The following is a 24135-nucleotide window of genomic DNA, read 5'->3' as shown; positions in this document are numbered from 1 at the left end:
GCGGATACCACCCCAGCAGACGCGCCGCTACGCGGGCATTACCAAATGATTCTTCGATAGCAGCTACGCGGGCATCTTTGATGAGTCAACGCGGGCTATGGACAAAGCCAATAGCGAAGCGCAGTCTGGGGGGTGGCAATGGTCCACCATGGACCGGACGCGCGAGACGTATATCTAGACCGGTGGGCACCAGGCGCCCCCTGGTTACTCGACTGGTCGGCAAACGCCCGAGCGCTCACTTTTGACACCCGAGGAGTGTGACTATGACCGCTTACATCGACCCCATCAATGCAGCCGCGGAGCACTACAAGTTGCTACAGGACGGCCAGCGGGCGCGGATGATCGAGATGCGGCTTCCCCCAGGCGCCCGGGACAACGAACATTCCCATCCGAATGAGTTCGTGTACTTCATCAAGGGCAGCAAGGCAGTGATCCGCGTCGACGGAGAAGCGATGGAGTTGGACATCCCCGACGGGATGGTCATGGAGCATGAACCATGGACGCACTCGGTAGAGAACATCGGTGACCGCGAGATCGTCGCGATCATCTTCGAACTCAAGGACTGAGCGTCTGGATCGGTGGAACTGCTTGCGTGAGCCGACGCAATGTGCTTCCCGCCATCGAGTCGCGCACTGTGCGCTGCGTGCCCCAGTGACGTCCGGCAGAGTGCTGTACGGCGCCCGGTCTTCGGGCACGGCTGCCAGGCCAGCTCCCGCACCACGTCGACGACCTCGGCGTCGCTGAGGGTACGAGCCGCGACTCGTCGGTGAGGGCTCTTCCAGGTCCGGTAGGGGGTGGCTTGTGAATTAGTCGAATATCCAACGCTAACGTGAAATTGCACCCTGTCCCAGAGTCTCCACGCCTCCTGCGGGCACCTGGCATCCTGGGCCGGTACCGCACCGGGCAACAATGAATCGGCCGGGCGCATCAAATCCAGCAAGACCAGAGCCGGCAACCCGTATCTCAAGGGCGCCCTCGGGATAGCGGTGCTTGCCGGGTCAAGATCGAAGAAGACGTACTTCGGCGCTGAATACCGGCGCATTGCCGCCAGGCGGGGGCCCATGAAAGCCCTCGTTGCCGTCGAACATGCAATTCTTACCGCGGTATGGAACATGCTCAGGACCGGCGAACTCTACAAGGACCCAGGACCCAACTACTTCACCCGGCTGCAGCCGGCTAAAACGCGCACACACGCCATCAACCAGCTCGAAGCCATGGGTTTCACGGTCACTATCGAACCCGCATCACAGGCTGGCTGACCCCGGTCCAAGGGTGGGCCGATAGGTACCCGCCTACGCCCCTGCGCACCATCCGCCGGCCATCTTCTTTTTCGTGAGAGCCCAAGCTGGGGACTGGGCTGCCGCGGAGCTCAGACCGGTCACGGTGCATTTGCGTCTGGTCACTGTGGCTTGATGTTTTGGTTCACGTGGAAAAGGTTCTGCGGATCATACTTGGCCTTGATCGAGGCTAGCCGCGCGTAGTTCCCGCCGTAATTTTCCGAGATCCTGGATTGGTCGTCCCCGTCCATGAAGTTGATGTAGCCGCCGGGCGCTGAGTGCGGAGCCAAGGCCGCTGCGTAGTCCTTGACCCAGCGGATGTTGGCCTCGTTGTCGGCCGGATCCGTCCATTGTGCGGCGATGACTGGCGAGAACTTCATCCCCCGGTTCGCGAAGGCAGTCTCGTCCGCCCCGACGCGGGCGACGGCGCCATCTATCGGGTAGACGTGGACGGCAGTGTTGACGCTGGTGACCGTGGCACCGAATTCGGCGTGCGCGCCGATGGCGCCATCGTTTAGATCGGGCAGGAAGTTGGCTTTCCAGTACCCCTGCATGCCTTTGGGATTGAGCGCGTCGAAGGCCACGTTCAGCGCCGGATACGGCATCGGGGTGATGAGCGATCCGGCCACGGGCGCGACGTCCAGGAACGGTTGCCACCGTGATTCGCCCTCAGCCATGTCCCCAGTCCACATCCCCACGACCACGCACACGGGCTTGAAGTGCCATTCCTCGGGAAGGAACGGTACCGGTGGACCTTGATGGAAACCAAGGAAGGCGCCGAATTCCTCCGGAGCCGAGTCCATGTAGTCGCGGTAGAACTTCGCAACCGTTTCGATATGCTCTGCGGAGTAAATGACGATGCCTACATGGACCATGTCAACGGGATGCAGTTGGTATTCAAGCGAAGTGACGACACCGAAGTTGCCACCACCGCCCCTCAACGCCCAGAAGAGGTCCTCGTTCCGGTCTTCGCTGGCGGTCAGGAACTTGCCGTCGGCCGTGACCACATCGGCCGAGAGCAGATTGTCGCAGGACAGACCGTGCTTGCGGGCGAGGTAGCCGATACCTCCCCCCAACGTCAGGCCGGCTATTCCGGTGGAGCCCACGATGCCGCCGGGGGCGGCCAGGCCAAAGGCGTGCGTGGCGTGGTTGAAGTCCGCCCAGGTCGTCCCGGCCTCGGCCCTCGCCGTGCCTGCTTCGGGGTCAACGCGGACTCCGGTCCGGTTCACGAAGTCGATCACGAGTGCGTCGTCCCAGGTACCGAAGCCCGGGGCGCTGTGGCCGCCGCCCCGGATGGCCAAAGGCATGGAGTTGTCCCGTGCGAAGTTCACGGCGGCAATGACGTCTGCCACCTGCGCCACGCGGACGACGCCGGCGGGCCTCTTGTCGATCATGCCGTTGTAGACTGCCCGGGCAGATTCATAATCCGGATCTTCGGGAGTGATGAGCTGCCCGCGAAGCTGTTCACGCAGTGCCTCGAGTGCCGTTCCATTCATTTCGCTTGCCACCATTCGATCTTGAGTCCGGACGATGACCGTCATTACCGTTCCCAGCGGGCATGGCGACCAACGATTACGTCGTAAGAATTCACCTACGGAGTACCCGTGTCAAGGGACTTCTGCGCTAGTCTCGCGTGTTGACGAAACGGGATCGCTCGCTGATGCCTCCGCCGGGGTCCAAGGCCCGGAAGGCAGCTAGTCGCTGACGACCAGCGTTTCGGCGCCTCGGAGCCTGGCTTTCCCGGACTCCAGCAGGGGTTCGACGACGGCGCTGACGGCTTCCATGGCGTCGTCGACTTCCAGCAACACGGGGTACTGGGGGTGGCTTGTGAAAAAGTGAAATATCAGACGCGAAGAATTCACGGTGTCCGGTAACAATCGTTCGCGAGACACTCCAGGGCATGTTTGAAGGGTTGTCATTTTTCGAAGTCGTCTGCACAACAGCCCTTGAGTTTTCAGGGTTGTGCAGGCGAGTGTGAACACTGGTTTTTTCGTACTCCTCTGCACTAATATCGCTTTTGTTCGTACTCCTCTGCACAAGAAGGAGGTAGCGGGGTGGACGCCGAATCTGTGCGCATCGCTGAGTTCGGCACGTTGACGATGCCGGACGTTGTGTGGGATCGTACGAAGTTAGTTTCGGCGGCGATAGCGCCGTTAGCAGCGCAGTCCATCGTCCGCCGATAACGAACCCGACTCAAGATAACTGAGGGCAGCTTCCCGAGCCCGGTGTTCTTCAGGGTTTTGATCCGGTTCTCACACCGTCCCCGGGCCCGGTGCCGGGCATCAAGAGTGCGTCCGTGCCAACGCGTGTCGCCGGCCAGGAGCATGGGCCTGTCGTAGCCCGTTTTTTGCCACCCGCATGGGACCACCTGTGTAGCCAGTCATAGGACCACCCGGCGCGCCTTGCCGGGGAGGCCCGCTACGGCCTGTTGGATCATCGCGTCCGTGTCGTTTGACGCGGAGGTCTGTGGGGATGGGATTCAGGAAGGTCAGCGTGGTTGAAATCAAAGAAGTGCTTCGCGCCGGCTGGAGGGGGCTGGCCTGCGGACCGCGGAAGGGGACCCTTCAGTCACTGATCCCGAGCATTGCAGAGGAACACCAGCCCACCTCTTCAGCTCCACCCCGCACCGGAGGCGACCACCGGCGAAGGGGCCGCCCACCGAATATCGGCGGCGGACCACAGCCGTGTGTGAGCTATAGCCCCGACCCCAACGACGTAACCGGAGGTCACCGCGACCATTTGCACTGGACAGCCGACAAATAATGTCGGAAATTACATCTAACGTACGATTCGTACGCTAGATGCAAGCATGAATCGGTGACGTGAGTGGCGGTCCGTCAGTTCGCTGCCGAGTGGCCATTGGTGTCCCGACCTGCGGTTTCGCGCACCATCTACATCTGATGCAGGATCCTTGCATCTCATGAACTGCTGTCCGGGACTCGGCCGCTGACGCCGTCGACGATCAGTGCGTATCCGAACCCGGTGGCGCTGTGGCTGACTGTGAGTTCCGCGTGGTTGCCCCGGCGCTGGTGGGGTGTCGAGGCGGACCCTACGGACCCGCCAGCCGGTCAGGTCGCGCGCTCGACCAGGTACCGCACTCGCAGCGTGCGCCCCTCGACCTGCTGCACGTCGACAAGCTGGAGGGGTAGGTCAGGGGCGTCGCCCCGCACCAGCGGGAGGCCTTGCGCGACGATGACCGGCTCGATCCCGAGCACAACCTCGTCGACGAGACCACTCCGCAGGAAGGCGCCATTCAACTGGGAGCCGCCGGCCAACAGGATCGATGTCGCTCCCTCGGCGCGCAGCTTCTCGACCGCCTCGGCCGCCGATGAGGCGCGCATGCTCCCGGACCGCATCGCGAGTCCGGTGTCACGGGTCACGGCAACGATAGGCAACTCGGGCGCATGGGGGCGGACCGCCTCCTCGAACAGCTCGTGCGTCACACGTCCCCACACGAGGCCGTCGGATGCACGCACCAAGTCCAAGAAGAGCTCCCAGTCGGTGCCTGACAGGAAGTCCTCGGATCCGTCGTCGCGCGCGGACATACCGTTGAGCGATACCGCCATCCACAACGTGACGCCCACCGGACCTCCTCGTGCTTACGAACACATCCCGCCTGCCGCACAAGCCTGCGAACCCACGAACGTAGTGGCCCATCGCGAGAGATCTGTCAACAGCACGCGTTGACTCATAGAAGATGCCCGCGTAGCAGCATTCGAAGAATCATTTGAGAATGTCCGCGTAGCGGTGTGTCTGCCGGGCCGGTATCCGCTGGCCCGGCACTGTGAGGCTATGGAGCTGACGATGAGTGAACGCAAGGTTTTCACCAAGGCAACGGCGGCCCGGTATGCGAGAGCCGGCCGGGCGGACAAGAAGATCATCCTGGATGAGTTATGCGCCTCGACAGGCTGGCATCGCGACCACGCCCGCAGGGCGCTGCGGCAGGCACTGGTGCTCAAAGTCGTCAAACCGCGCCCGCCCCGTCCGCCGGTTTACGGAGAGGCGGTCGTGACCGCACTGCGGTTCCTGTGGGCGGTGTAGGGCACGCCGTGCGGACGTCTGCTGGCTGCGGCGATGGAGGACCTGGTCCCCAGGCTGCGCCGGCTGGGCGAGCTGGAAATTGATGATGCCCTCATCGGCGCTATGGCGTTCCGATACACTGGCGGATAGTGCCGCTAAATTCCCTAATGGAAGTCAATGCTGAACTACATTCGTGAGCGGCAAGACGCGCTGGGAGCCACTCCTGGGCGACGCATCTACAACTATGCCTCTGGTGCCCTGGTCCTTGCAGTCATGGCATTGGTCTTTGCTGGCTACGCACCTATATGGTCTTCCTGGACGACCCTCGCCGCGTCCTGCGTTTTGGACTTCTTCCTCATCAGAAAGTGGATCCGGGACGATGCCCTCAAGGCTTACCGAGCCGACCACAGCGGCTGATTCTCCCGGTACAGATAAGTGCAACTGAACTAATGCTTCTGGCCCGGCTGTTCCAAACAGCCGGGCCAGAACCGTTTAGAGGCCGAGGCTGGGGCCGCCACGGTCGCGTCCGAGGGCTGGCGCGGTGGCTGGTGGTGGCTCCGCGTGATCGCACTTCTTCGCGTTCCTCAACCCTCAAACTGCTTAGCGTGACTTTCCAGAGCATTGGTCCTCAAGCCCCGAGTAGGAGTGCAGGCCGTTGAAGAACTGGTTCACGATGGCGAAGTTGAAGACCACGCAGAGGTAGCCGACGGTTGACAGCCAGGCGGCGCGGGTTCCGGTCCAGCCCCGGGTCGCACGGGCGTGCAGGTAGCCGGCGTAAACCACCCAGATCACGAAGGTCCAGACTTCCTTGGTGTCCCAGCCCCAGAAGCGGCCCCAGGCCTTCTCGGCCCAAATGGCGCCGAACATGAGCGTGAACGTCCAGCCGACGAAAGCGATGGCGTTGATCCGGTAGGACAGATTTTCCAGGCTCAGCGCGGACGGAACCAGGCGCATGAAGCCCAGCTTGTCCCCGCCCCCTCCAGCAATGGTCTTCTGCCGGTGCGCCTGGACCAGCTGCAGGGCGGACATGGCGAACGTCAGCGTGAACAAGGCCGAGGAGATCACCGCGATGGAGACGTGTATGATCAGCCAGTAGCTCTGCAGCGCGGGCACCAGGTGCCCGACCGGCGTCCAGTAGGCCACGGACGCGGCCACGAGCATGATGATGGCCAGACCGATCACGAACGTGCCCAGGAACCGCAGGTCGCGGCGGATCAGCACCAGCAGGAACACCGCAACCGCCACGAAGGCACCGGTGGTGAGGAATTCGTACATGTTGCCCCACGGCACCCGGCCCGCACCGAACGCGCGGGTGGTCACGGCCGCCGCATGGATCACGGCGCCCAGGACGGTCAGCGCGACGGCCACCCGGGCGGGGGCACGACGCTCGCAGCCGTAGCGCATGCCGGCGTCGGCGGTCTGGACCGGCCCTGCCGCGGCGCCACGGCCGGAGACGGCCGACGTCGGACGCTCAGCGCACAGGTCCGCTGACATGCGCATCGGCGCGGTCAACGTCTCCTCCGGCGGCCCGCGCGCCGACGCCGACGGGTACGCGCGCGGCCTCGGTTGTGGTCACCTGCCCGGCGAGCTCCGCGGCCTTGATGTCCACCGCTTTCAGGGCTTTGCTGCTCCTGGCCAGGTCCCAGGCGAACGCGATAAAGGCCACGGTATAGGTACCGGCGGCCAGAAGCATGAACAGCTCGCTGTACTGGCCCAGGGTTTCGTTGAGGGGGAACGTCACTGGTCCTTCATGCTGGAGAAAGGGAGGGTGCCGGTGGTGGCGGGATCACCGGGTGAAACACCCGGCATCCACTGACGGCTGAGGACTTCGCGGATGGCTGCGGCCTCGGTGGCGAGCCGGTGGTCTTCGCCGCGGGCCAGGAGACCGTATTCCACCATGGTGCGGCCGTCGTGGTGGGTGCCGGTGCGGACCCAGACGCGGCGGCGGCTGACGTAGAGCGAAACCATTAGCCCGGCGACGGCGAGTAAGGCGAAGATCAGGACGCCGGTTTGACCCGGGGTGCTCCGGATGTCCACGCCGATGTAGCGCCTGAGCCCGTCGAAGCTGATGGATCCCTTACCGTCAGGCAGCGTGTACGTGCCTCCAGGGGTGAGGGTGATCCCGCCCGCGGCCAGGTCACGGCCGTTGAGCTGGGTGAGGTTTTTCACGTCCAGGTTGTAGACGTTCTGGGGCACGCCCTTGTCCAGGCCGAGGTCGCCGTAGTAGGAGTTCAGGTTCAGCTGCGGGTTCAGCCGGTCCGGGTCGAAGCTGTAGGCGACGCCTTCGGGGTTCTTGCGCCATCGTAAACGACCTTCGAGGGGTCGGACCACGGCACGGGCCAGAATTAGTCACGGACCCATCTTCCCGCACCCGGGAAATTGTGGAGTAGACATTGTTGCTGATCCTGATTCTCGCCCTACGAATTAAACGGACTTGCTATGAGCCATTGGCCTCAACTCACCCGGACGTAGGGGCTGGCGCAAACAGCGAGCGTCGGGCAACATTGGGATGTGACCCAGTCGCCCGACGGAACCCTCGAGTTCGATCTCGGTCGGACTGCGCTCGTCCTCCTGGACTATCAGAACTACAACGTCCACCCCGACGGGTACTGGGCGTCGGTCGATCCCAGTTTGGTCGAGCGTGTCGCGCCCGCGTTGGGGCGCACGGCCGAGGCGCTCGCAGCCGCGCGGGAAGCGGGGATCCGCGTCGTTCACGTCCAGAACGCTTGGCGTGAAGGCCACCCCGACATCAACCCACACGCGCCTTGGCAAGCGGATGCAAAGTCGGCCGGGCGATCAATCGAGGGCAGTTGGGGGACCGAGTTCTTCCAGCCGCTTATGCCCGCCTCCGGCGAACTGATCGTCCGCAAGCGCGCGGTGAGCGGGTTCGCCGGGACGGACCTCGACCGGTTGCTGCGGCTACACGACGTCTCGACAGTTGTGATCGCTGGCATCATCACGAATTTCGCCGCCGAGGGGACGGCCCGAGACGCCTCGGACCGTGGCTACCGCGTCGTGGTGCTGGGGGACTGCTGCGAGAGCATCACCGACGAGATGCATGCCTTCGCCCTCACACTGATTCTGCCCATCGTCGGTGAGGTTGTCGGGCTCAAGGCATTCGCCCACGCAGTCGCTCGCTCGTGACGCCTGCGTATAGAGAGTTGCGCGTCAACGCCCTTCCCTTTCAAGCGAACTTCCCATCGCGGTAAGGGAAAGCCGCTCCAACTTGGTCATTTTGATGCTTAGCGCTACTTTTCCGCGCAGTGGTCCTCGACCCCCAAGCACACCCCACTGCGCAAACGGACGCTGCCACCACGAAGCCAGCCACGTAGAGCGAGTGACGCCACCAACGACTTCGCGGGCCCCGGTCACATTGAACTAATAGCTATCCTTTGCAACACGTAGAATAAGTAACGGGTTATGTGTGACTCTTGGTTGGGAATGGCGGCTAATTCACAGTTGGGAATGGCGGTACCGCAGGGTGGCGTCGCAAGTACTGGTACACCGTTTTCCGGCTGAGCCCGGCCGAACAGGGCGTCGAGGATCCACACGAGGCCGCGCCATCCGCCCCCAGGGCCCCAATCGACTCAGGAGCTGGCGAGGCGTCGCCACCCGCTACGAAAGCGCGCCAGCAACCGCGCCGCAATCGTCGTGCAAGGCATCGTGATGTTCCGGCTCCGATCAGCCGTCAGACACGCGCTAGTGAAGATAGACCCATTTCGCAACAGAAGGCACACCCTGCGCGTTCACGGCGAACACCGCCACATGATCGCCGTCGTTCACTACCACCACACGAAGGGCGACAAAGTCTTCGACCAGGACGGCCTCGAGATCATGACCCTCGACGACGACGGCCGGATCAAGACGTTCTCGGCCTTCATCCGCGACAGCCACGCTTTCGACGAGTTCTTCGGTTGATTTGCACCAAGGACGTCCAGCCCTACTCCCCCTCGCGCGGCGGCGTCCCCCAGGCCAGCATCGAGTCCGAGGTTGTTGACGTCGCCGCGGCAGCCGCAGTTCCGCCGGGGTCGCCTTTCCTTCGCGGACGACGGCGGTGAGACGGCCGATCTCCGCGTCCAGTTCGCGGGCGCTGAGCTTGTCCGCGTTGCGCACCGTCGGGACCATGAGCCCGCGGTCCGGGACTGCTGAAGGTTTAGGTGTCAAGCAAACCCGGGGCAGCCCCCTCGGCAAAACCTTAGCGTCGGATATTTCACTTTTTCACAAGCCACCCCATCCAGTACGTCGCATTCACGCGCAACATAACAATGGCAAACAGGCTGGCCGCCGCCACGCCGAAAGGCAGATCCAGGAACTGGTCCATGGGTCAGGCCGCAGGCTGCGGACGGGCCCCGACGGCGAGCTGCAGGTCCGCAAAGATGTCGCCGTTGAGCCGGAAGGCATGGGCGGCGTGGGCAAGCACCGCCTCGGTCCGGTCCGTGTCCAGCGCCAGCGCGTCCAGCCGGAGCCGGTAGCCGTCCTTGTACTGCCTCATTTTCCCGATGCCGGGAAAGAGGTAAAAGTTCAGGCCGTCGTCCGGGATTCCGTAGTGCCGCTGGACCAGGCGGTGGATGATCTGCCCGCCGGACAGGTCCCCAAGCAGCCGGACGTAGTGGTTGGCGAGCATAAACTCGGCGCTGTGATGTACGCGGATCAGGGTGGCGTAGGCCGTGGTGGCCGGGACGGTGACAATCCGGCCGTCCGCCAGCCGGTCCCGCCAGCCGGCACCGTAATGGAACGCCATGTCCGCCTCGAGGGCAGCCATGCGTTCCAGGGCGGGGTCCAGGAACCCTGCCAGCAGCGGATCAGACCCGTACTCGGACCGCGCCACCGATTCCATGGCACCGTACACCGTGTACAGCTGGGCAGTGAGGGCAGCGACGGCGGTTGCGTCCAGCCTGCCCTCGAGAAGGTCGCCCATAAACGGGGACGACTCAGCCTCTTCGTGGGCCGCACTGGTGGACTGTTTGAGCAACACGGAGAGCGGGGCGGTCATGTTCTTCCTCACGCGCAGCAGGGGGTCGGAACACCATTATGGCGCACCGCACTTAGGCAACCCTAATCTCGTCCCTCCAGCATGCGCGCCCGCAGGTCCGGCCACGATGTTGCGAAACCGGGATGGAGCTCCTTCGCGTCGACCTCATCCAACCGAACCCACTGGAGTTCGAGGCTTTCCGGATCGCTGATTACGGGCTCAAAAGGCGCGGTCACCAGCACTACAACGGTGGTGTAGGACCAGTAGCCGAAGTCCAGCACAGACGTGAAGAGGACGCTCACATCCGCGGCCGGTACCGCGGCTTCCTCGTGCGCCTCGCGGAGGGCCCCGGTGACTGCGTCCTCGCCCTGGTGCAATGCTCCGCCGGGCAGTCCCCAGGTACCACCGATATGGCTCCACAGCGCGCGGTGCTGCAGGAGAACGCCCTTGCCGGGGTCATAAGCCAGCACGCCGGCGGCACCGAACCTGCCCCAGAACTTGCCGCGGCCGCCCTCCACCCAGGCGTCACCGGGGTCCCGCGGACCGGTCCGGACCGGCGGAATCGTGAGGTTCGCGTCAGGGGACGTGGCAGCCAAGGAGTGATCCATTTCACCAGTCTGACAGGTGCCCGGGGGCCCGGACGCGCGGCCGCCCGCGGCGCGTCAGCCGGCCTGTCCCGCGTGACCGCGTTCGACGGCGAAATCACCGCCCGGGTACATAACGGTTTCGTGTCCGTCGTCGAACCTGACCAGGTAGGGCGGATGACCTTCCTGACCACGGACTTCCACGATCACGCCGTGCCGGTCCGAAGATCCGACGGTCCTCCCCCGGACGATAATCCTGTCGCCCTGCGCTGCCTCCATGGCAATCACCTCCAAGCCCCAGAGTACGACTGACGGGGACCGGGGAACAGGGGTCAGTCGCGTTCCGCGTCGCGGTTCCCGGAAATGCGCTGCAGGTCAGGTCCCTGAGACGCGATGAGCCGGGCAGCGTGGCGCAGCGCATCGTCGGGGTCCTGGTGCCAGCGGGTGATGACGACGTCGGCGCGCTGGCGGCCGCTTTCGCCCAGACCCTGCAGCAACGGAACCACAACGTCGGCAATCAGGGGATCCACGAGCTCACCGGTCTGAGCGGTTCTGATGAAGCCCTCCAGCCGGGTCAGGTCAGAGTGGCGGAGGAGGGCCACCCGGGACTGCAGCAGCACCACGGCGGCGAGCCGCCTCTCATAGACCGGCCGCCTGCCGGGACCGGGCCGGCCCCAGAGGAGGGATGCCAAAGCGGTCACCTCATCGTGGCCCAGGTCCTTGAACTTCGTGCCGGCGTCGCGGACGGTGCCGCGTACGGCTCCCACCGACGATCCGTAGGATCCCAGTGCCCCGCCAACCCGGGACTCCAGGTCTTCCGCCCGGTACCAGGAGCCCTCATTCTGCAGGGTGGCGTCGATGAAGCCGGCAACCTCCTGCACGCGCCCGCTCACAGCACCCTCCCGGTCACGGCACTTGAAGTCATGGCATCTGGGTCCACGTCGCCGTTACCGTCCCTGCCGGCCGGCCGCGGCGTGAAGTATGCAGAACGGCGTCGACGGACGGGCTTCGAGCCGCCCCTCCGCAATGGGATCCCCGCACACGGCGCATATACCGTAGGTGCCCGCCGCAATCCGTGCCAGGGCCGCATCCACCTGGTCAAGTCCCGCACTGCTCTGCTTCAGGAGCGCCGAGGCCTGCGACAGCTCGAACGCAATGGTGGAACCCTCGGGGTCGTGTTCGTCATCCACGTTGGAATCCTGGCGTGCGGCGTTCGCCGAGGAGATGTCCGCACGGAGCGCGGGGAGCAGCTCGAGTTTCCGGGCGCGCTCTTCTTCCAGCAGGACCCGGAACCGTTCAAAATCGGGCATGGGAAAAGCCTAGTGGTTTGGGTCTCGACAAGCGCCGCCGGCGGGAGGATGCTGGCAAGCGTAAGCGCTTCAGATGCGGTCTGGCAGCCAGGGACAGAAAGCTGCCGGACACAGACCAACAGAGAAAGTCTGCGTGTCATGCCTACAAACATCGTCACAGAACTGGCAGTCAAGTCCCACAACACACCGGATGAGAAGCGCCGGCCGGAGAAAACCGAAGTGGATGTCGTCAACCTGGGCGACTACACGGTCGGCCGGTTGACGTTCAGTCCCGGCTGGCGCTGGTCGGACTGCATCAAGCCGGTGGTCCAGACCGAGTCCTGCCAGAACAACCACGTCGGATACTGCGTTTCCGGTGCCCTCAACGTCGAGACCACCGGTGGCAACCGGATCAGCATCAGCGCCGGCGATTCGTACACCATTCCACCCGGGCATGACGCCTGGGTGGACGGCGACGAAGCCTTCGTCGGCATTGAATTCTTCAGCGCCGCGGAATTCGCCAAGCCCCCGGGAACGTGACCCGGCTGCCCTCCCCCGGCAGGTCAGTACCAGTTGTTGGCCACGGAATGGTTCCACGCGCCGCACGGTGACCCGTAGCGGTCAGCGATATAGGACAGGCCCCAATTGACCTGGGTCCGGTAGCTCGTGAGCCAGTCGCTGCCAGCGCTGGCATACTTGCTGGCCGGCAGCGACTGGGCGATGCCGTATGCGCCCGAGTACGGGTTGGTGGCGGTGGTCAGCCAGTTCGACTCCTTGGTCCACAGCGACGCCAGGCACGGAAACTGGTCCTGGCCCCAGCCGTAGGCGCCGAGCTGCCCGGCTGCGTAGTTCTTGGCGCCGGCAGGGTCGTTGACAGCTCCTCCTGGAACGGAAGGCGCGACCACGACGACGGGCGGCGGGACCGGCGTCGGGCTTGGGACGGGAGCCGGGGCGGGCACGCCCGGTACAGCAGGTGGGGCCGGAGCCGGTTTCTGCGCAGCGGCAAGGGCAGCCGCCTTGGCTGCCGCCTCCGCCTGTTGGCGTGCCTGTTCCTGCGCGGCGGCCCGCTTGGCGGCCTGCGCCGTTTCGTACGCGGCCAACGCCACCTGGCCCTGCCGGAACTCCCCCTCCACCGCAGCCGTGGTGCCCTTGAGGGAGGCCAGCTGCGCGGTCAGTTCCTGTCCGTGCTCCTGTTGCTCCGCGATCTGCCGGGACATGGCCTGCTGGGCGGATTGGGCGGCGTCGAGCTTGGTTCTGGCTTCGCCGGACAGGCGCTCGCGCTCGGCCCTGGCCGCCTGCTCCTGATCGGCCAGGGCACGGGAAATGCGTTCGGCGGCTGCGGATTTGTTGACCAGGGCGGCAGTCTTATCGCTGACGATCTGGACTATGTTCAGGCCTTGGATGCTGTTGTTCTGCACGGCGTCGAGGGCAACGAAGAAACCCATGTTGGTTCCACCGGTCTTGTACGACTGGGCCGCCAGGGCACCGATTTCCTTCTTGTACTGTCCCAGTTCGGCCGCGGCGCGTGCCGTCTGGGCCGTGAGTGCGTCCACAGTGGAAGTGGCGGCCTGAAGTGCCGCTTCGGCCTTGGCGTACTCCGCGGCGGACGTCACGGCCGCATTGCCCAGCGCCTCTGCTTCAGTCTGGAGTCCGCCCAGCAGCCCGTTGATCCTGGTGACTTCTGCCGCTTTGCCGGCCTCGCTTTTTTTGGCGTTCTGCACGTCCTGCCACGAGGGATACCCGCCGGGCGGCGCGTCGTCGGCAGCATGCGAGGGAAGCAGCGCAGCCGACCCCACCAGGGCGACCGCCAGCAGGCCGGCGAGAGCGGGCAACCGCATTTTTTGAACAATCCGGGACATAGTTGGTGAGCTTACCGGGCATATACGGATTACGGGGGTTGACCTGCAACATCGTTACCAGGGAGTAGAGAATCCGCGCTGACACACGAGTGAATTTCACTCCTACATTCCGTTACCGGAATGTGACATTGCCGCCGAGCAGAAGTTATGGTCGAGCGGTGGCCCGGCTCAAGCCGGACCATTCCCGCCAGTATGCCGAGCCCTGCCGCTGACCGGGATCCAGTCGCTTTCCAGCTGGCAGGGACGGGGGAACCACGTTTCCACGGCTTTTCGAAGCCTTGGGGTTAAGTCGGTATCGCTCCGTCCCGTGCGGCGGCGCTACCGGCCGGGTATCTCCGACCCGGCCGAGACACCCGATGCCAAAGAACCGCTCATCGGGCTCTGCGATTCGGGACGCTGCCCGCAGGCGACGCACCACGACACCCACCGCGAAGCCTGGGCGAACCACGCCGAGTCGACCAAGACTGTCTTCTGGGAAATCCGCGCCTGTCCAAACCTGAACGAGGCTGTGCCCAGGCAACACTCGACAGGGCCAACCGGGTCCTGGCAGATATCGAAAAAGCAACAACCGCCCAGGAGACAGCCACGTGAGTGCAGACCGCGTTCAAATAGAAGACCGAATACGAGCCGCGCGCGACCATGTATCGGACTTATCCGCACCTTAAAGCCGAGTTCGAAAAGCAACGTTCGCTACTTCACGAAGCCGCTCCGAGTTTCGATCCCCGAGTCGAGAGCCACCACAAGCTGCGATCCGAAAAGGACCGGCTGCAACTAAAACTTGCAGAGATGACAACCCAAGTCCGTGAGCTAGAAGGCTTCAAATCCACGGCGCTTTCCAGACTGGCAGCACAGCACGAGGAGGTCCTCCCCTTGCGCTCCAACTGCACCGAAGGCAACAAGCTGCAAAGCATTCGTTGAGTTCATCAGATGGTGGTGGGTGAAATCGATGATGCCGTCGTCACGAACAGCTGTCACCTCAGGTTCGGCACGAGACATCAACGAGGCTGGACGTGTCCCATGCCCACATATCGGGCATAGCCGATGATGTGCGCGGTCATTGGTGCAACTGTAGCGGTTGAGCCACCCCGCCGGGCTTTTTTGCGGGCGGGGTATACGCGAATCTGAGAGCCCAGTGTCTGTATGGGATTTTGTCATTTTCAGCGGTCCAGGGGCGCTGCCGCGCCGTGGGGGTCGAAAATAGGGGTCGGCCGGCTTACCGGCTGTAGCTTGACGGCGGGGACGGCTGCATGATGTTAACGTCTGCTGCGGTGAACGCCGTGACTTCTTGGTGCCGTAGTTGAGCCCGTTTTTCAGCGTGGTGTGGAGGGCTTCCACGGGAACCGTGGATTGTTGCTTCGAGCACGGGTGCTAGATTCCTGTATTACTCCCTGCCCTCTCCGCGGCAGTCACATGCCCATATCCCTTCAATTTCAGAAAGTGCCACGGCAATGGACATCGTCCATGAGCGGTCCGTCGGGATGGATATATCCAAACGCGACGCAAAAGTATGTATCAGAGTCCCGGGCAAGCGTCTGGGCCAGTTCACCTCGACAGTCACCACCTGGGGATCCACCACAAACCAGATCCTGGAGTTACGGAGGTTTCTGGAAGAACAGCACGTCACGGTCGTAGTGATGGAGGCGACCAGCGATTCAATTATCAGCCTCGGCGGCCGCCCTCGCTGTTCTTCCAGGCCATCGGCAGTGTCAGATGTGCCCACGCTAATAACAGATCCGGCATGAAGGGTCCCGGGAAGCGGCCGGCTATTGTCCTCGCGGGTCGAACACCACCCCGGCGTCCTTGTGCTGGACTGCCCAGCTGAACCACATCTCAAAGTAGAAAGGAATGTCTGATCCGTCCGGGCCGGTAACGGCCAGTTTGTTGTCCGCTTTGCTGAGGGTGACGCTGTGCCCGTCGACAGTATGTGAATAGGTCCGGCCGTTCTCCAAAGCAAGCCAGGGCACGGCTACTGGAGCGCCGTTGAGGGTGAAGGCGACGAAGATGTCCTTGGCGGGATACCGCTTGTCGGTCACACTGGGGGAAAAGTAGAAGCCCTCGCTCTCCTCATAGCCGGCGTAGGGATTACGTGAGTAGTCGCGTACATAGCCCGTGCTGTCGCTCAGGATCAGTGCAGCAGGAAACTGCGCCTTAGTTTCGCCGACGGTCAACAGTTGGAATTTGTGCAGTGGCAGCCGATGACCGAAATGCTTGCCGGCGAGGGCCTGGCCGGTGCTTTGCTGCCACAGCGTTTCGCTCGTGCGGTCGAACATGATCATGTTGCTCTCAAGCAGACCCCCGCTCACCCCGAAGGTGGAAATCTCGCCGTCGGGAAGAACCCGCTCGAAAACAACCGCGCTCCCGCAGAGCGGGCAGAAGGTCACGGCAACGGGTACGTCATCAACGGTGTCATTCACAATTTCATGCCAGATCAGGATGTTGTAGGGGTACGCCTTCACCCCGCTGCTGCCGTCGATGACGAGCGCCTGTACGCTGTCCGGATGCGCGAAGCTGGAGATCGGAACGAAGTGTGGTTCGTCGATCGCAGGGATGCCGTCCTTGGACGGTCCGCCACCCAGGGCATCTGCGATGGCCGGATCGGCCCGGGACCAGTCCGTGCGCGGAAATGACTGACGCAGAAAGTTCGGAATATCAACACCTGATTCAGGCGGCGGCTCGTTGATTGAATCGAGGATCCCCTGCTCGAGAACGACGCTTCCCAGCAAGCCGCGGTCGATCAGCCATGATTCGATTTTCCTTACCTGACCGGACGCAATCAGCAGTCCGACGATGAGCAGGACGACGCCCAAGCCCCGCCGGAATTTTCCGTCCGGATCGGTGGCCCATCCAAGTCGCTTGGTGATTTTACGCCCGCCCAGTGCTGCCAAGAGCATGACCACGCTCAGCCCGAGAGTGTAGGCGACGATATCCGCAATCCCCATCACCAGGCTGGCGGGCAGGACGACGGCGAGAATCAAGCCGTAGGTAGGGCTGCAACTGGTGAAGACCGGTCCGAGGGAGAAGCCCAGCAGAATACTCCTGGCCGCCCCCTCTTGCTTACCGGAACGGTGCGCGAGGGTCCCGGCAGCCTCCTGGAAGCGCAGGCGCCCGGACAGCCACTCCCAGCCAGCGGGGAAGGCCAACGTCGCCCCGACGAAGGCGACGAGAGCACCGGAAATAGCCAGCCAAACACCGCTGGGAACACCCAGCAGAACAGTGGTGGCCTTGATCAGGAGCGTGAAGAGAACCACTGAGAGGGCAAGGCTGCCGATTATGAGAAAGGAGGCGCGTCGGCTCGGTTCAACCGCTGAGCCCGCGAGCACGACCGGGAGAAGCGGCAGCACGCAGGGAGAAAGGACGGTCAGGACTCCGGCGAGAAACGCGATCGGCAAGAGTTCCATGGTTCAACCGCCTCTGCTCAGGAAATTCTGCTGAGCAGATCGTCGAGCGTGCGGCTCAGGTTCCATTTCCCAACCAGGCCCCCGTCAGGGGTGAGCTGCACCAAGGTGTGCTGCTGCATGACCCCGTACCGCTGCTTCAGCGCGGTCTCTCTATCGAAATCGACTACAAGGATTCGCACGTCCCGCGGTATCCGGTCGATGTTGGCGGAGATGTCATCAGAGAGCAGCTTGCAGGTAACGCACCACTGGGCGTGGAAGAACAGAACGACTTTGTCGCCATCGGACGCGGACGAAACAGCCTCAGGAGAGTACTCGCGGTAGGCCGATGACGCGGCGAGCGACGAAGAACTCTGCCCGGCACCATCGGTTCTCCCCAAGGGGTCGCTCACGGACTGGGCAAAGAATGCTGCCCCCGCCACAACGAACACTCCGGCGAGTACTAAGGCCGCTGAGGGCATCTTCATGGCTGCACCTTCTCCGGCAACGAGTGAGTTACTCAATGCCTTCCTCAACTCAATGTAACAACCAGGGACAGCTGAGTTCTGTGTTCAGGAACACTGAACGCTTTGCTTTGAACGGGATGCCCGGAGCGGGCCCGCCGCTCATAGTTCCCAGCTGTGGAATATCCCAGCCGAAACAGCAGCTGGCAGCGCAGTCCATGGATCTGGATGCCACCCACACCGTCAACGGCTCGGCCGAGCTCAACCGTGCCGGGCACGACCGGGCACGACCGGGCACGCAGGTGAGTCAGCCGCGCCGGCCGGCGTCTTCCCGGTGATGTTGTAACACCAACGGGAACTCCGGCTAGCTACCACCCCGTCATCGACTGGACAATACCCGGGATGCAGTAAGTTCAACGGCCGGGGCAGGTGGTGTGTGTTCGAGATCGCAGAAGCCGGATTTCTGTCCGCCTATCGTGGGCTACAGAACAAGCATCATTTGGCTGCATCGGAATTCCGTTCCAACAACTCAAAGGAATGCGATGTACCGGGTGATATGGACGTTGTACTCGCCGCGTCCGGATCAATCAGAAACGGTGGAAGGTAAAGCATATGGTCAGGGCTATTTGGAACGGGAAAGTCATTGCCGAGTCCGAGGACACAGTGATGGTCGAGGGCAACCATTATTTTCCCCGTGAAGCGGTGAATCCGCGTTATCTCAAAGACAGTGACATGTACTCTGTGTGCCCGTGGAAGGGGCAGGCCAACTATCACACACTGGAAGTCGACGGCCAGGTCAACGTGGATGCAGCCTGGTTCTACAGCGAACCCAAAAAGCGGGCTATGCCGATCAAGGACCGCATCGCCTTTTGGCGGGGCGTGACGATTGAAGCATGATGCGAGGGGGCAGGGATGGTCAGAGGTAGCTGCACACTCTGGACTGATCGCACGTTGCCGGGTCACCGGCTGCGACGGCCTTGTAGGAGGCGGCCACACCTTCCCGCAGGGCTGTCAGTTCCGCGATTTTCAGGTCGAGCTCGGCTAATTGGCCCGCCAGGATCTCACGGACATGGGTACAGGGAGCGTTGTCCGGCTCCCTGACGGCAAGGATGCTCCGGATCTGGCTCACTGACAGTCCCGCGGCCCTGCCCCGGGCAATGAAATCGAGCCGGGCAACGCTGTCATCGCCGTACTGCCGATAACCATTGGAGCCCCGTTGCGCAGGAGGGAGCAGGCTCTGCTCTTCATAGAACCGAAGGGTCTTGGGCGTCATCCCTGCGGCTTTGGCAACTTCACCGATAAGCATCACTGACCTCATTTCCCGGCACCTTGTGCCGTGGGACTTTCAGTGGACCCCGCATTCTATGGTTCCAGTATAGGTAAAGGTTGCCGCTGGTGCCTCAGGAGACCCTACACAGGGATCACCGAGGCATCTAGTTCCCTTGACCTTCCCCCACGGGGGAAGGTACAGGCTGGGACAGGGGAAGGACAGCCGGCGGGTCCACCAGGAGCCGCCGCCCAACCCAGTACCCAAGTTCGCTGCCATTACCGGAGGTTTCATGTCTGCTACACAACGTTTTGACTTTGATCTGGCGATCATCGGCTCAGGCGGGGCCGCGTTCGCCGCTGCCATCCGGGCCACCAGCCTGGGCAAGAGTGTCCTGATGGTCGAGCGGTCAACAACCGGCGGGACCTGCGTGAACACCGGATGCGTTCCCTCCAAGGCGCTGCTCGCTGCAGCCGAGGCCCGCCACGTGGCTGTTGATGCCGGCGGCAGGTTCCCGGGCATCAGTGCCGCCGCCGGGCCGGTGGACATGCCGGCCCTGATCGGCGGTAAGCGGGCCCTGGTGGAAGGGATGCGCGCAGAGAAGTACGTCGATCTGATCGCCGATTACGGCTGGGACTTCAGGCACGGGGATGCGGCGTTCGCCGGGACGCCGGAGGACCCTGCGCTGGAAATCACCTCGTCCGACGGCGAGCGGGAGTCAGTGACCGCGGCCCACTATCTGGTGGCCACCGGCTCAGCGCCGTGGACTCCCCCGGTCCCCGGCCTTGGCGACACAGACTATCTGACCTCCACCACCGCGATGGAGCTGGAAGAGGTCCCGGAATCGCTGCTGGTGGTCGGCGGGGGCTACGTAGCGATGGAGCAGGCCCAGCTGTTCGCGCGCCTGGGATCGCGGGTGACCGTGCTGGTCCGCTCCCGGCTGGCTTCGGCGGAAGAACCCGAAGTCTCGCTGGCACTGATGAGCGTTTTCGCTGATGAAGGCATCCGGGTGATCCGCCGGGCCAGCCTGGCCTCCGTCGGCCGCGACGCGGCGACCGGCGGCGTGACGGCGGTAGCGGATATCGCCGGCGGCCAGGAGGAATTCAAAGCCGCTCAACTGCTGATGGCCACCGGGCGGCGCGCCGTTACCGAAGGGCTGAACCTGGACACTGTCGGTGTGAAAACCGGGGACCGGGGTGAAGTCCTCGTGCAGAACACGATGGCCAGCACCAACCCCCGGATCTGGGCCGCCGGCGATGTGACCGGGCACCGCGAGTTCGTCTACGTCGCATCCGCCCACGGTGCCATTGCCATGGAGAATGCCTTCAGCAACGCCGGCCGCGAAGTTGACTACCGCCACCTTCCTCGGGTGGCCTTCACCAGCCCCGCCATGGCCGCCGTCGGGCTGACCGACAAGGAGGCAAACCGCGCGGGCATCAGCTGCGAATGCCGCGTTCTGCCGCTGGAGTACGTTCCGCGCGCGCTGGTCAACCGGGACACCCGGGGATTCATCAAGCTCGTGGCCGAGAACGGGACCGGCAGGATCCTCGGACTCACAGCGGTCGGGAAAGAGGCCGGCGACATTGCCGCGGCAGGGGTCTACATCCTGGAAGCAGGAATGACCGTTGACCAGGTCGCCAACCTGTGGAGCCCCTACCTGACCATGGCCGAGGGCATCAAAATCGCCGCACAGTCCTATACCACCGACATTTCCCGGCTCTCCTGCTGCGCAACATGACCGCACTCAGCCGACGCCCCAGACCGTGAAAGGGAGAAACTGATGGAGCAACACTTTGATGCGGCCGTCCTGGGCATGGGCCCAGGGGGTGAAGTGGCAGCAAGCCGGCTTCTGAAGGCCGGCAAAAAGGTCGCCGTGATAGAACGCGAACTGATCGGCGGCGAATGCGCCTACTGGGCCTGCGTGCCCTCCAAAACACTCCTGCGGCCACCAGAGGCCAGAACGGCAGCTACCCGGGCGGCCGGCGTCACTGGAGCCGCACTGGACTGGGCCGCGGCCAGTGACTACCGGGACTACATGATCCGCCACCTCGACGACAAAGCGCAGGTCGATGGCTACAGAGGGCAGGGCGCCACCGTCATCAAAGCCGAGGCCAGAATCACCGGACCAGGCACCCTGCAGGCCGAGGGCAGGACCATCCACGCTGATCACATCATCATCGCTACCGGCGCAGAGGCTGTCGTCCCCGAGCTCGAAGGGGCAGGGAACGTCACCGTTTGGACCAACAGGGAAACGTTCACGGCCACCGCCCTGCCCAAGCAGGCGGTGGTCATCGGCGGCAGCGCGGTGGGCATCGAAACCGCTACCTTCCTGGCCCGCTTCGGCGTAACCGTCACCCTGGTGCACCGCGGTACGAGCCTCATGGAACGCGAGGAGCCCCGCGTCGGGGAACTGGCGCGGCTCTACCTCGAAGAGGCCGGCGTGGAGGTGCGGCTCGGCAGCCGCGCAGTCCGCACCCGGCGGGAGGGGAACAGCAGTGCCCTGGAGCTCGACGACGGCACATCGGTCAGCACCGACGTCGCCATTTTCGCAACAGGCCGCAAGCCCCGCAGCAAGGATCTGGGCTTTGAGGCGGCAGGCGTGAAGCTTGACGCGAGGGGCGCTGTGGTGATCGATGAGCAGTGCCGTGCCGGTGACAATGTATGGGCCATCGGAGATGTGACAGCGGTCATGCCCTTCACCCATGTGGCCAAGTACCAGGGCCGCATCGTGGCAGACGCCATCCTTGGCCACGCCAGGCCAGCCACCTATGACGGGATCCCGAGGGTGGTTTTCGGTGACCCGGAGATAGCAGCCGCGGGAATCACCCAGGCCCAGGCCGATGAGCAGGGGCTGTCAACCGCCTTCGCCGAACTGGACCTGGCCGAATCACTCGCCCGCCCCTGGACTTATGAGCAGGAACCCCGTGGACACCTCGGACTGCTTACCGACACCGAGAAGGGTGTCCTCATCGGGGCCTGGGCCGTATCCCCGCTGGCCGGGGAATGGATCCATCAGGCTTCCCTGGCGATCCGTGCCCGGATACCCATAGCGGTCCTGCACGATCAGGTGGCCCAGTTCCCCAGCTATAGCGAGGCCTTCCAAATGGCCCTCGACAAACTCAAATACCGGAAGGAAATGTTATGAGCAGCGCAAAAGATGTCACCGACAGCACGTTTGAACAGGAGGTCCTGCGATCCGACAAACCGGTCATCGTCGACTTCTGGGCGGAATGGTGCGGGCCCTGCAGGATGGTCTCCCCGGTCCTGGACCAGCTCGCGGCCGAGCACGCCGGAAAAGTGCACGTAGTCAAGGTCAACATCGATGAAAACCCCCGGGTAGCGGCGGAATTCGGCATCACCTCCATCCCAGCCATCTACCTGTTCAAAGACGGCGCCCTGCAATCCGCGGTGGTCGGAGCCCGGCCGAAGCAATACCTTGAGAAGGAATTCGCCCAGTACCTGCACTGACTGGCCAGGTCCTGCCCATCCGGCATTGCTGGAAGGGCCGGCAATCCCCGGTACACACGAGGAAGGAGATGCCTGCATGAAACCCTCAATCATTGTTTTCGATGTGAACGAAACCCTGTCGGACATGTCCCCCATGGGGCAACGGTTCGTCGAGGTCGGCGCACCAGCCCACCTGGCAAAGCTGTGGTTCGCAACCCTCCTGCGGGACGGCTTCGCACTCACCGCCGCAGGAGACAACGAGACCTTCGCCGGGATCGGCGCCGAAGCCCTGCGCGGCCTGTTCACCAGCATGGAGCTGACCCGGGACATCGAGTCCGCCGTGAAACACGTCATGAGTGGGCTTGCCGGTCTGGGGCTGCACCCGGATGTCGCCGATGGCATCAAGGCCCTGCAGGCTGCCGGCTACCGGCTCATCACTCTGTCCAACGGTTCCACCCGGGTTGCCGAGAAGCTGCTCACGGACGCTGGCGTCCGGGACAGTTTTGAGATGCTGCTCTCCGTGGAGGACTCCCCGGCCTGGAAACCAGGCAAAGCTTCGTATGAGTACGCAGCCTCTGCCTGCGGAACCACGCCGGAGCAGATGCTCCTGGTCGCCGTCCACCCCTGGGACATCCACGGCGCATCCCGAGCCGGCCTTGCCACCGCCTGGATCAACCGCGCAGGCGGGTCCTACCCTGACTATTTCCAGGCACCGGATCACACTGTTGCGACGCTGCCTGAACTGGTCCCGACCCTGGAACAAGGAAGCTGAGGAACTGCCATGGCTAATCGATTGAGCGTTGAAATGAGGGCGTTGACGCACCAACTGCGCTACGAACCGACGCCCCGCAGGATCAGAGCGGACTCCGGGGGCCGGACCATTGTGGATTCCCAGGAAGCTCTCCTGGTATTCGAACCGCGGAAGCGGACCCCGTTGTTCGCTGTGCCGGAAGCGGACATCGCTGCGGAGCTGGTCCCCACGGCCCCGAAACAGTCCGGCGGGAATGTCCGTTCAGGCTTCGCCCGCCATACCGCCGAAGGCCAGGAGCTGACCCTGCGAAGTGGTGACCTGGAACTGGAGGCGGCCGGGTTCAGGTTCCATGACGCGGACCTGGCCGGCCATGTACTGCTGGATTTTGGGGCCTTTGAGCAATGGTGCGAGGAAGACGAGGTGATCGAAGGCCACCCGCGGGACCCGTTCCACCGGGTGGATGCGCGTGCTTCGTCGCGTCGGGTCACGGTAGCCCACGGGTCGGTGAACCTGGCTGACTGCGTCCGGCCTGTCTTCGTTTATGAAACGATGCTTCCCGTGCGGACCTACCTGCCACGCGAAGATGTCGACTTCGGGCTGCTGGCGCGCACCCCGCACACCACGGTCTGCCCCTACAAGGGCACAGCATCGTACTGGTCCGTCAAGGGTGCCGGAACCGGCGGTGAGAATATCGCATGGAGCTACGAACAGCCTCTCCAGGACGCAACGCAACTCACTGTTAGGCGTCGCAGTGGTTGACGGTAGGGGCGTCGTTGCCGGTGACGAGGCAGGTTTTTGCCGTGGCGTCTTGATTTAGTGCCGTCGGCGGCG

24 protein-coding genes and 4 pseudogenes are annotated in these 24135 nt (G+C 63.6%); 13 read left to right on the top strand and 15 right to left on the bottom strand.

Annotated elements, in window-relative coordinates:
- Positions 1-263: 263 nt before the first annotated feature.
- Together ACVWY0_RS20915 and ACVWY0_RS20910 are read left to right on the top strand one after the other, a co-directional pair.
- A complete protein-coding gene (locus tag ACVWY0_RS20915; protein ID WP_485838392.1) occupies positions 264-566 on the top strand; it encodes a cupin domain-containing protein in 303 nt (100 codons plus the stop codon).
- Between the two features lie 285 nt (positions 567-851).
- Positions 852-1259, top strand: a pseudogene (locus tag ACVWY0_RS20910) (transposase); the annotation flags it as partial.
- Positions 1260-1399: 140 nt separating this feature from the next.
- Here the strand turns inward: ACVWY0_RS20910 and ACVWY0_RS20905 are convergent.
- Together ACVWY0_RS20905 and ACVWY0_RS20900 are read right to left on the bottom strand one after the other, a co-directional pair.
- Positions 1400-2773 (bottom strand): FAD-binding oxidoreductase, encoded by a 1374-nt coding sequence (locus ACVWY0_RS20905; RefSeq protein ID WP_485838391.1) that lies wholly within the window; start codon positions 2771-2773, stop codon positions 1400-1402.
- 1572 nt (positions 2774-4345) lie between these two features.
- Positions 4346-4861, bottom strand: a complete 516-nt coding sequence (locus ACVWY0_RS20900) for a dihydrofolate reductase family protein (RefSeq protein WP_485838390.1) — start codon at positions 4859-4861, stop codon at positions 4346-4348.
- Positions 4862-5081: 220 nt separating this feature from the next.
- Here ACVWY0_RS20900 and ACVWY0_RS20895 point away from each other — a divergent pair, with 220 nt between their 5' ends.
- Positions 5082-5318 carry a hypothetical protein gene (locus tag ACVWY0_RS20895; protein WP_485838389.1) on the top strand — a complete coding sequence of 79 codons (237 nt, stop codon included), beginning with the start codon at positions 5082-5084 and terminating at the stop codon, positions 5316-5318.
- A gap of 156 nt (positions 5319-5474) precedes the next feature.
- Positions 5475-5714, top strand: coding sequence for a hypothetical protein (locus ACVWY0_RS20890; protein ID WP_485838388.1), 240 nt, complete (start codon positions 5475-5477; stop codon positions 5712-5714).
- 183 nt (positions 5715-5897) lie between these two features.
- Here ACVWY0_RS20890 and ccsB read toward each other — a convergent pair.
- Both ccsB and ACVWY0_RS20880 read right to left on the bottom strand, forming a co-directional pair.
- Positions 5898-7038: pseudogene (gene ccsB / locus ACVWY0_RS20885) on the bottom strand (c-type cytochrome biogenesis protein CcsB).
- Positions 7035-7583, bottom strand: a pseudogene (locus tag ACVWY0_RS20880) (cytochrome c biogenesis ResB family protein); the annotation flags it as partial. The pseudogenes ACVWY0_RS20880 and ccsB, both read right to left, overlap by 4 nt.
- Positions 7584-7808: 225 nt before the next feature.
- On the opposite strand from ACVWY0_RS20880, the gene ACVWY0_RS20875 reads away from it, so the two are divergent.
- Together ACVWY0_RS20875 and ACVWY0_RS20870 are read left to right on the top strand one after the other, a co-directional pair.
- Entirely contained in the window at positions 7809-8441 is a 633-nt protein-coding gene (locus tag ACVWY0_RS20875; RefSeq protein ID WP_485838387.1) for a cysteine hydrolase family protein, read from the top strand.
- Positions 8442-9062: 621 nt separating this feature from the next.
- Complete coding sequence (locus tag ACVWY0_RS20870) at positions 9063-9215, top strand: hypothetical protein (protein WP_485838394.1); 153 nt, start codon at positions 9063-9065, stop codon at positions 9213-9215.
- Positions 9216-9311: 96 nt separating this feature from the next.
- Here the strand turns inward: ACVWY0_RS20870 and ACVWY0_RS20865 are convergent.
- The 6 genes and pseudogenes from ACVWY0_RS20865 to ACVWY0_RS20840 form a co-directional block, all read right to left on the bottom strand.
- Positions 9312-9446, bottom strand: a pseudogene (locus ACVWY0_RS20865) (2-oxo acid dehydrogenase subunit E2); the annotation flags it as partial.
- 175 nt (positions 9447-9621) lie between these two features.
- Positions 9622-10290, bottom strand: coding sequence for a biliverdin-producing heme oxygenase (locus tag ACVWY0_RS20860; RefSeq protein WP_485838386.1), 669 nt, complete (start codon positions 10288-10290; stop codon positions 9622-9624).
- 62 nt (positions 10291-10352) lie between these two features.
- Positions 10353-10877, bottom strand: coding sequence for an NUDIX domain-containing protein (locus ACVWY0_RS20855; protein WP_485838385.1), 525 nt, complete (start codon positions 10875-10877; stop codon positions 10353-10355).
- Positions 10878-10931: 54 nt separating this feature from the next.
- Positions 10932-11132: a DUF1918 domain-containing protein gene (locus tag ACVWY0_RS20850; protein WP_056340407.1), complete on the bottom strand. Its 201-nt coding sequence runs from the start codon at positions 11130-11132 to the stop codon at positions 10932-10934.
- 53 nt (positions 11133-11185) lie between these two features.
- Positions 11186-11746, bottom strand: coding sequence for a DNA alkylation repair protein (locus tag ACVWY0_RS20845; RefSeq protein ID WP_485838384.1), 561 nt, complete (start codon positions 11744-11746; stop codon positions 11186-11188).
- 54 nt (positions 11747-11800) lie between these two features.
- The gene (locus tag ACVWY0_RS20840; RefSeq protein WP_485838383.1) at positions 11801-12163 is read right to left on the bottom strand and encodes a TraR/DksA family transcriptional regulator; all 363 of its coding nucleotides are present in this window, start codon (positions 12161-12163) and stop codon (positions 11801-11803) included.
- Positions 12164-12301: 138 nt separating this feature from the next.
- Here ACVWY0_RS20840 and ACVWY0_RS20835 point away from each other — a divergent pair, with 138 nt between their 5' ends.
- Positions 12302-12682: a cupin domain-containing protein gene (locus ACVWY0_RS20835; RefSeq protein ID WP_058932317.1), complete on the top strand. Its 381-nt coding sequence runs from the start codon at positions 12302-12304 to the stop codon at positions 12680-12682.
- A gap of 23 nt (positions 12683-12705) precedes the next feature.
- On the opposite strand, the gene ACVWY0_RS20830 is transcribed toward ACVWY0_RS20835, so the two are convergent.
- The 4 genes from ACVWY0_RS20830 to ACVWY0_RS20815 form a co-directional block, all read right to left on the bottom strand.
- Entirely contained in the window at positions 12706-13980 is a 1275-nt protein-coding gene (locus ACVWY0_RS20830; protein WP_485838382.1) for an aggregation-promoting factor C-terminal-like domain-containing protein, read from the bottom strand.
- An 828-nt stretch (positions 13981-14808) separates the two neighbouring features.
- The gene (locus ACVWY0_RS20825; RefSeq protein WP_485838381.1) at positions 14809-14997 is read right to left on the bottom strand and encodes a hypothetical protein; all 189 of its coding nucleotides are present in this window, start codon (positions 14995-14997) and stop codon (positions 14809-14811) included.
- Between the two features lie 767 nt (positions 14998-15764).
- Positions 15765-17399: a DUF3179 domain-containing (seleno)protein gene (locus ACVWY0_RS20820; RefSeq protein WP_485838380.1), complete on the bottom strand. Its 1635-nt coding sequence runs from the start codon at positions 17397-17399 to the stop codon at positions 15765-15767.
- Positions 17400-17416: 17 nt separating this feature from the next.
- Complete coding sequence (locus tag ACVWY0_RS20815) at positions 17417-17899, bottom strand: thioredoxin domain-containing protein (RefSeq protein ID WP_485838379.1); 483 nt, start codon at positions 17897-17899, stop codon at positions 17417-17419.
- Between the two features lie 552 nt (positions 17900-18451).
- On the opposite strand from ACVWY0_RS20815, the gene ACVWY0_RS20810 reads away from it, so the two are divergent.
- A complete protein-coding gene (locus ACVWY0_RS20810) occupies positions 18452-18736 on the top strand; it encodes a DUF427 domain-containing protein (protein WP_485838378.1) in 285 nt (94 codons plus the stop codon).
- 19 nt (positions 18737-18755) lie between these two features.
- Here ACVWY0_RS20810 and ACVWY0_RS20805 read toward each other — a convergent pair whose 3' ends face one another.
- Entirely contained in the window at positions 18756-19145 is a 390-nt protein-coding gene (locus tag ACVWY0_RS20805; RefSeq protein ID WP_485838393.1) for a heavy metal-responsive transcriptional regulator, read from the bottom strand.
- A gap of 253 nt (positions 19146-19398) precedes the next feature.
- On the opposite strand from ACVWY0_RS20805, the gene merA reads away from it, so the two are divergent.
- The 5 genes from merA to ACVWY0_RS20780 all read left to right on the top strand — a co-directional run bounded on the left by merA (position 19399) and on the right by ACVWY0_RS20780 (position 24063).
- A complete protein-coding gene (gene merA, locus ACVWY0_RS20800) occupies positions 19399-20844 on the top strand; it encodes a mercury(II) reductase (RefSeq protein WP_485838377.1) in 1446 nt (481 codons plus the stop codon).
- A 42-nt stretch (positions 20845-20886) separates the two neighbouring features.
- A complete protein-coding gene (locus tag ACVWY0_RS20795) occupies positions 20887-22251 on the top strand; it encodes a dihydrolipoyl dehydrogenase family protein (RefSeq protein ID WP_485838376.1) in 1365 nt (454 codons plus the stop codon).
- Entirely contained in the window at positions 22248-22574 is a 327-nt protein-coding gene (gene trxA / locus ACVWY0_RS20790; RefSeq protein ID WP_485838375.1) for a thioredoxin, read from the top strand. The genes ACVWY0_RS20795 and trxA overlap by 4 nt, the downstream gene beginning before the upstream one ends.
- A 76-nt stretch (positions 22575-22650) precedes the next feature.
- On the top strand, positions 22651-23325 hold the full coding sequence (locus ACVWY0_RS20785) for a haloacid dehalogenase type II (RefSeq protein ID WP_485838374.1): 675 nt from the start codon (positions 22651-22653) through the stop codon (positions 23323-23325).
- 9 nt (positions 23326-23334) lie between these two features.
- On the top strand, positions 23335-24063 hold the full coding sequence (locus ACVWY0_RS20780; RefSeq protein WP_485838373.1) for a DUF427 domain-containing protein: 729 nt from the start codon (positions 23335-23337) through the stop codon (positions 24061-24063).
- The last annotated feature ends 72 nt before the right edge of the window (positions 24064-24135 follow it).

The sequence above is a fragment of the Arthrobacter sp. UYNi723 genome, assembly GCF_054057635.1.
This window is presented reverse-complemented; position numbering and strand designations above follow the sequence as displayed.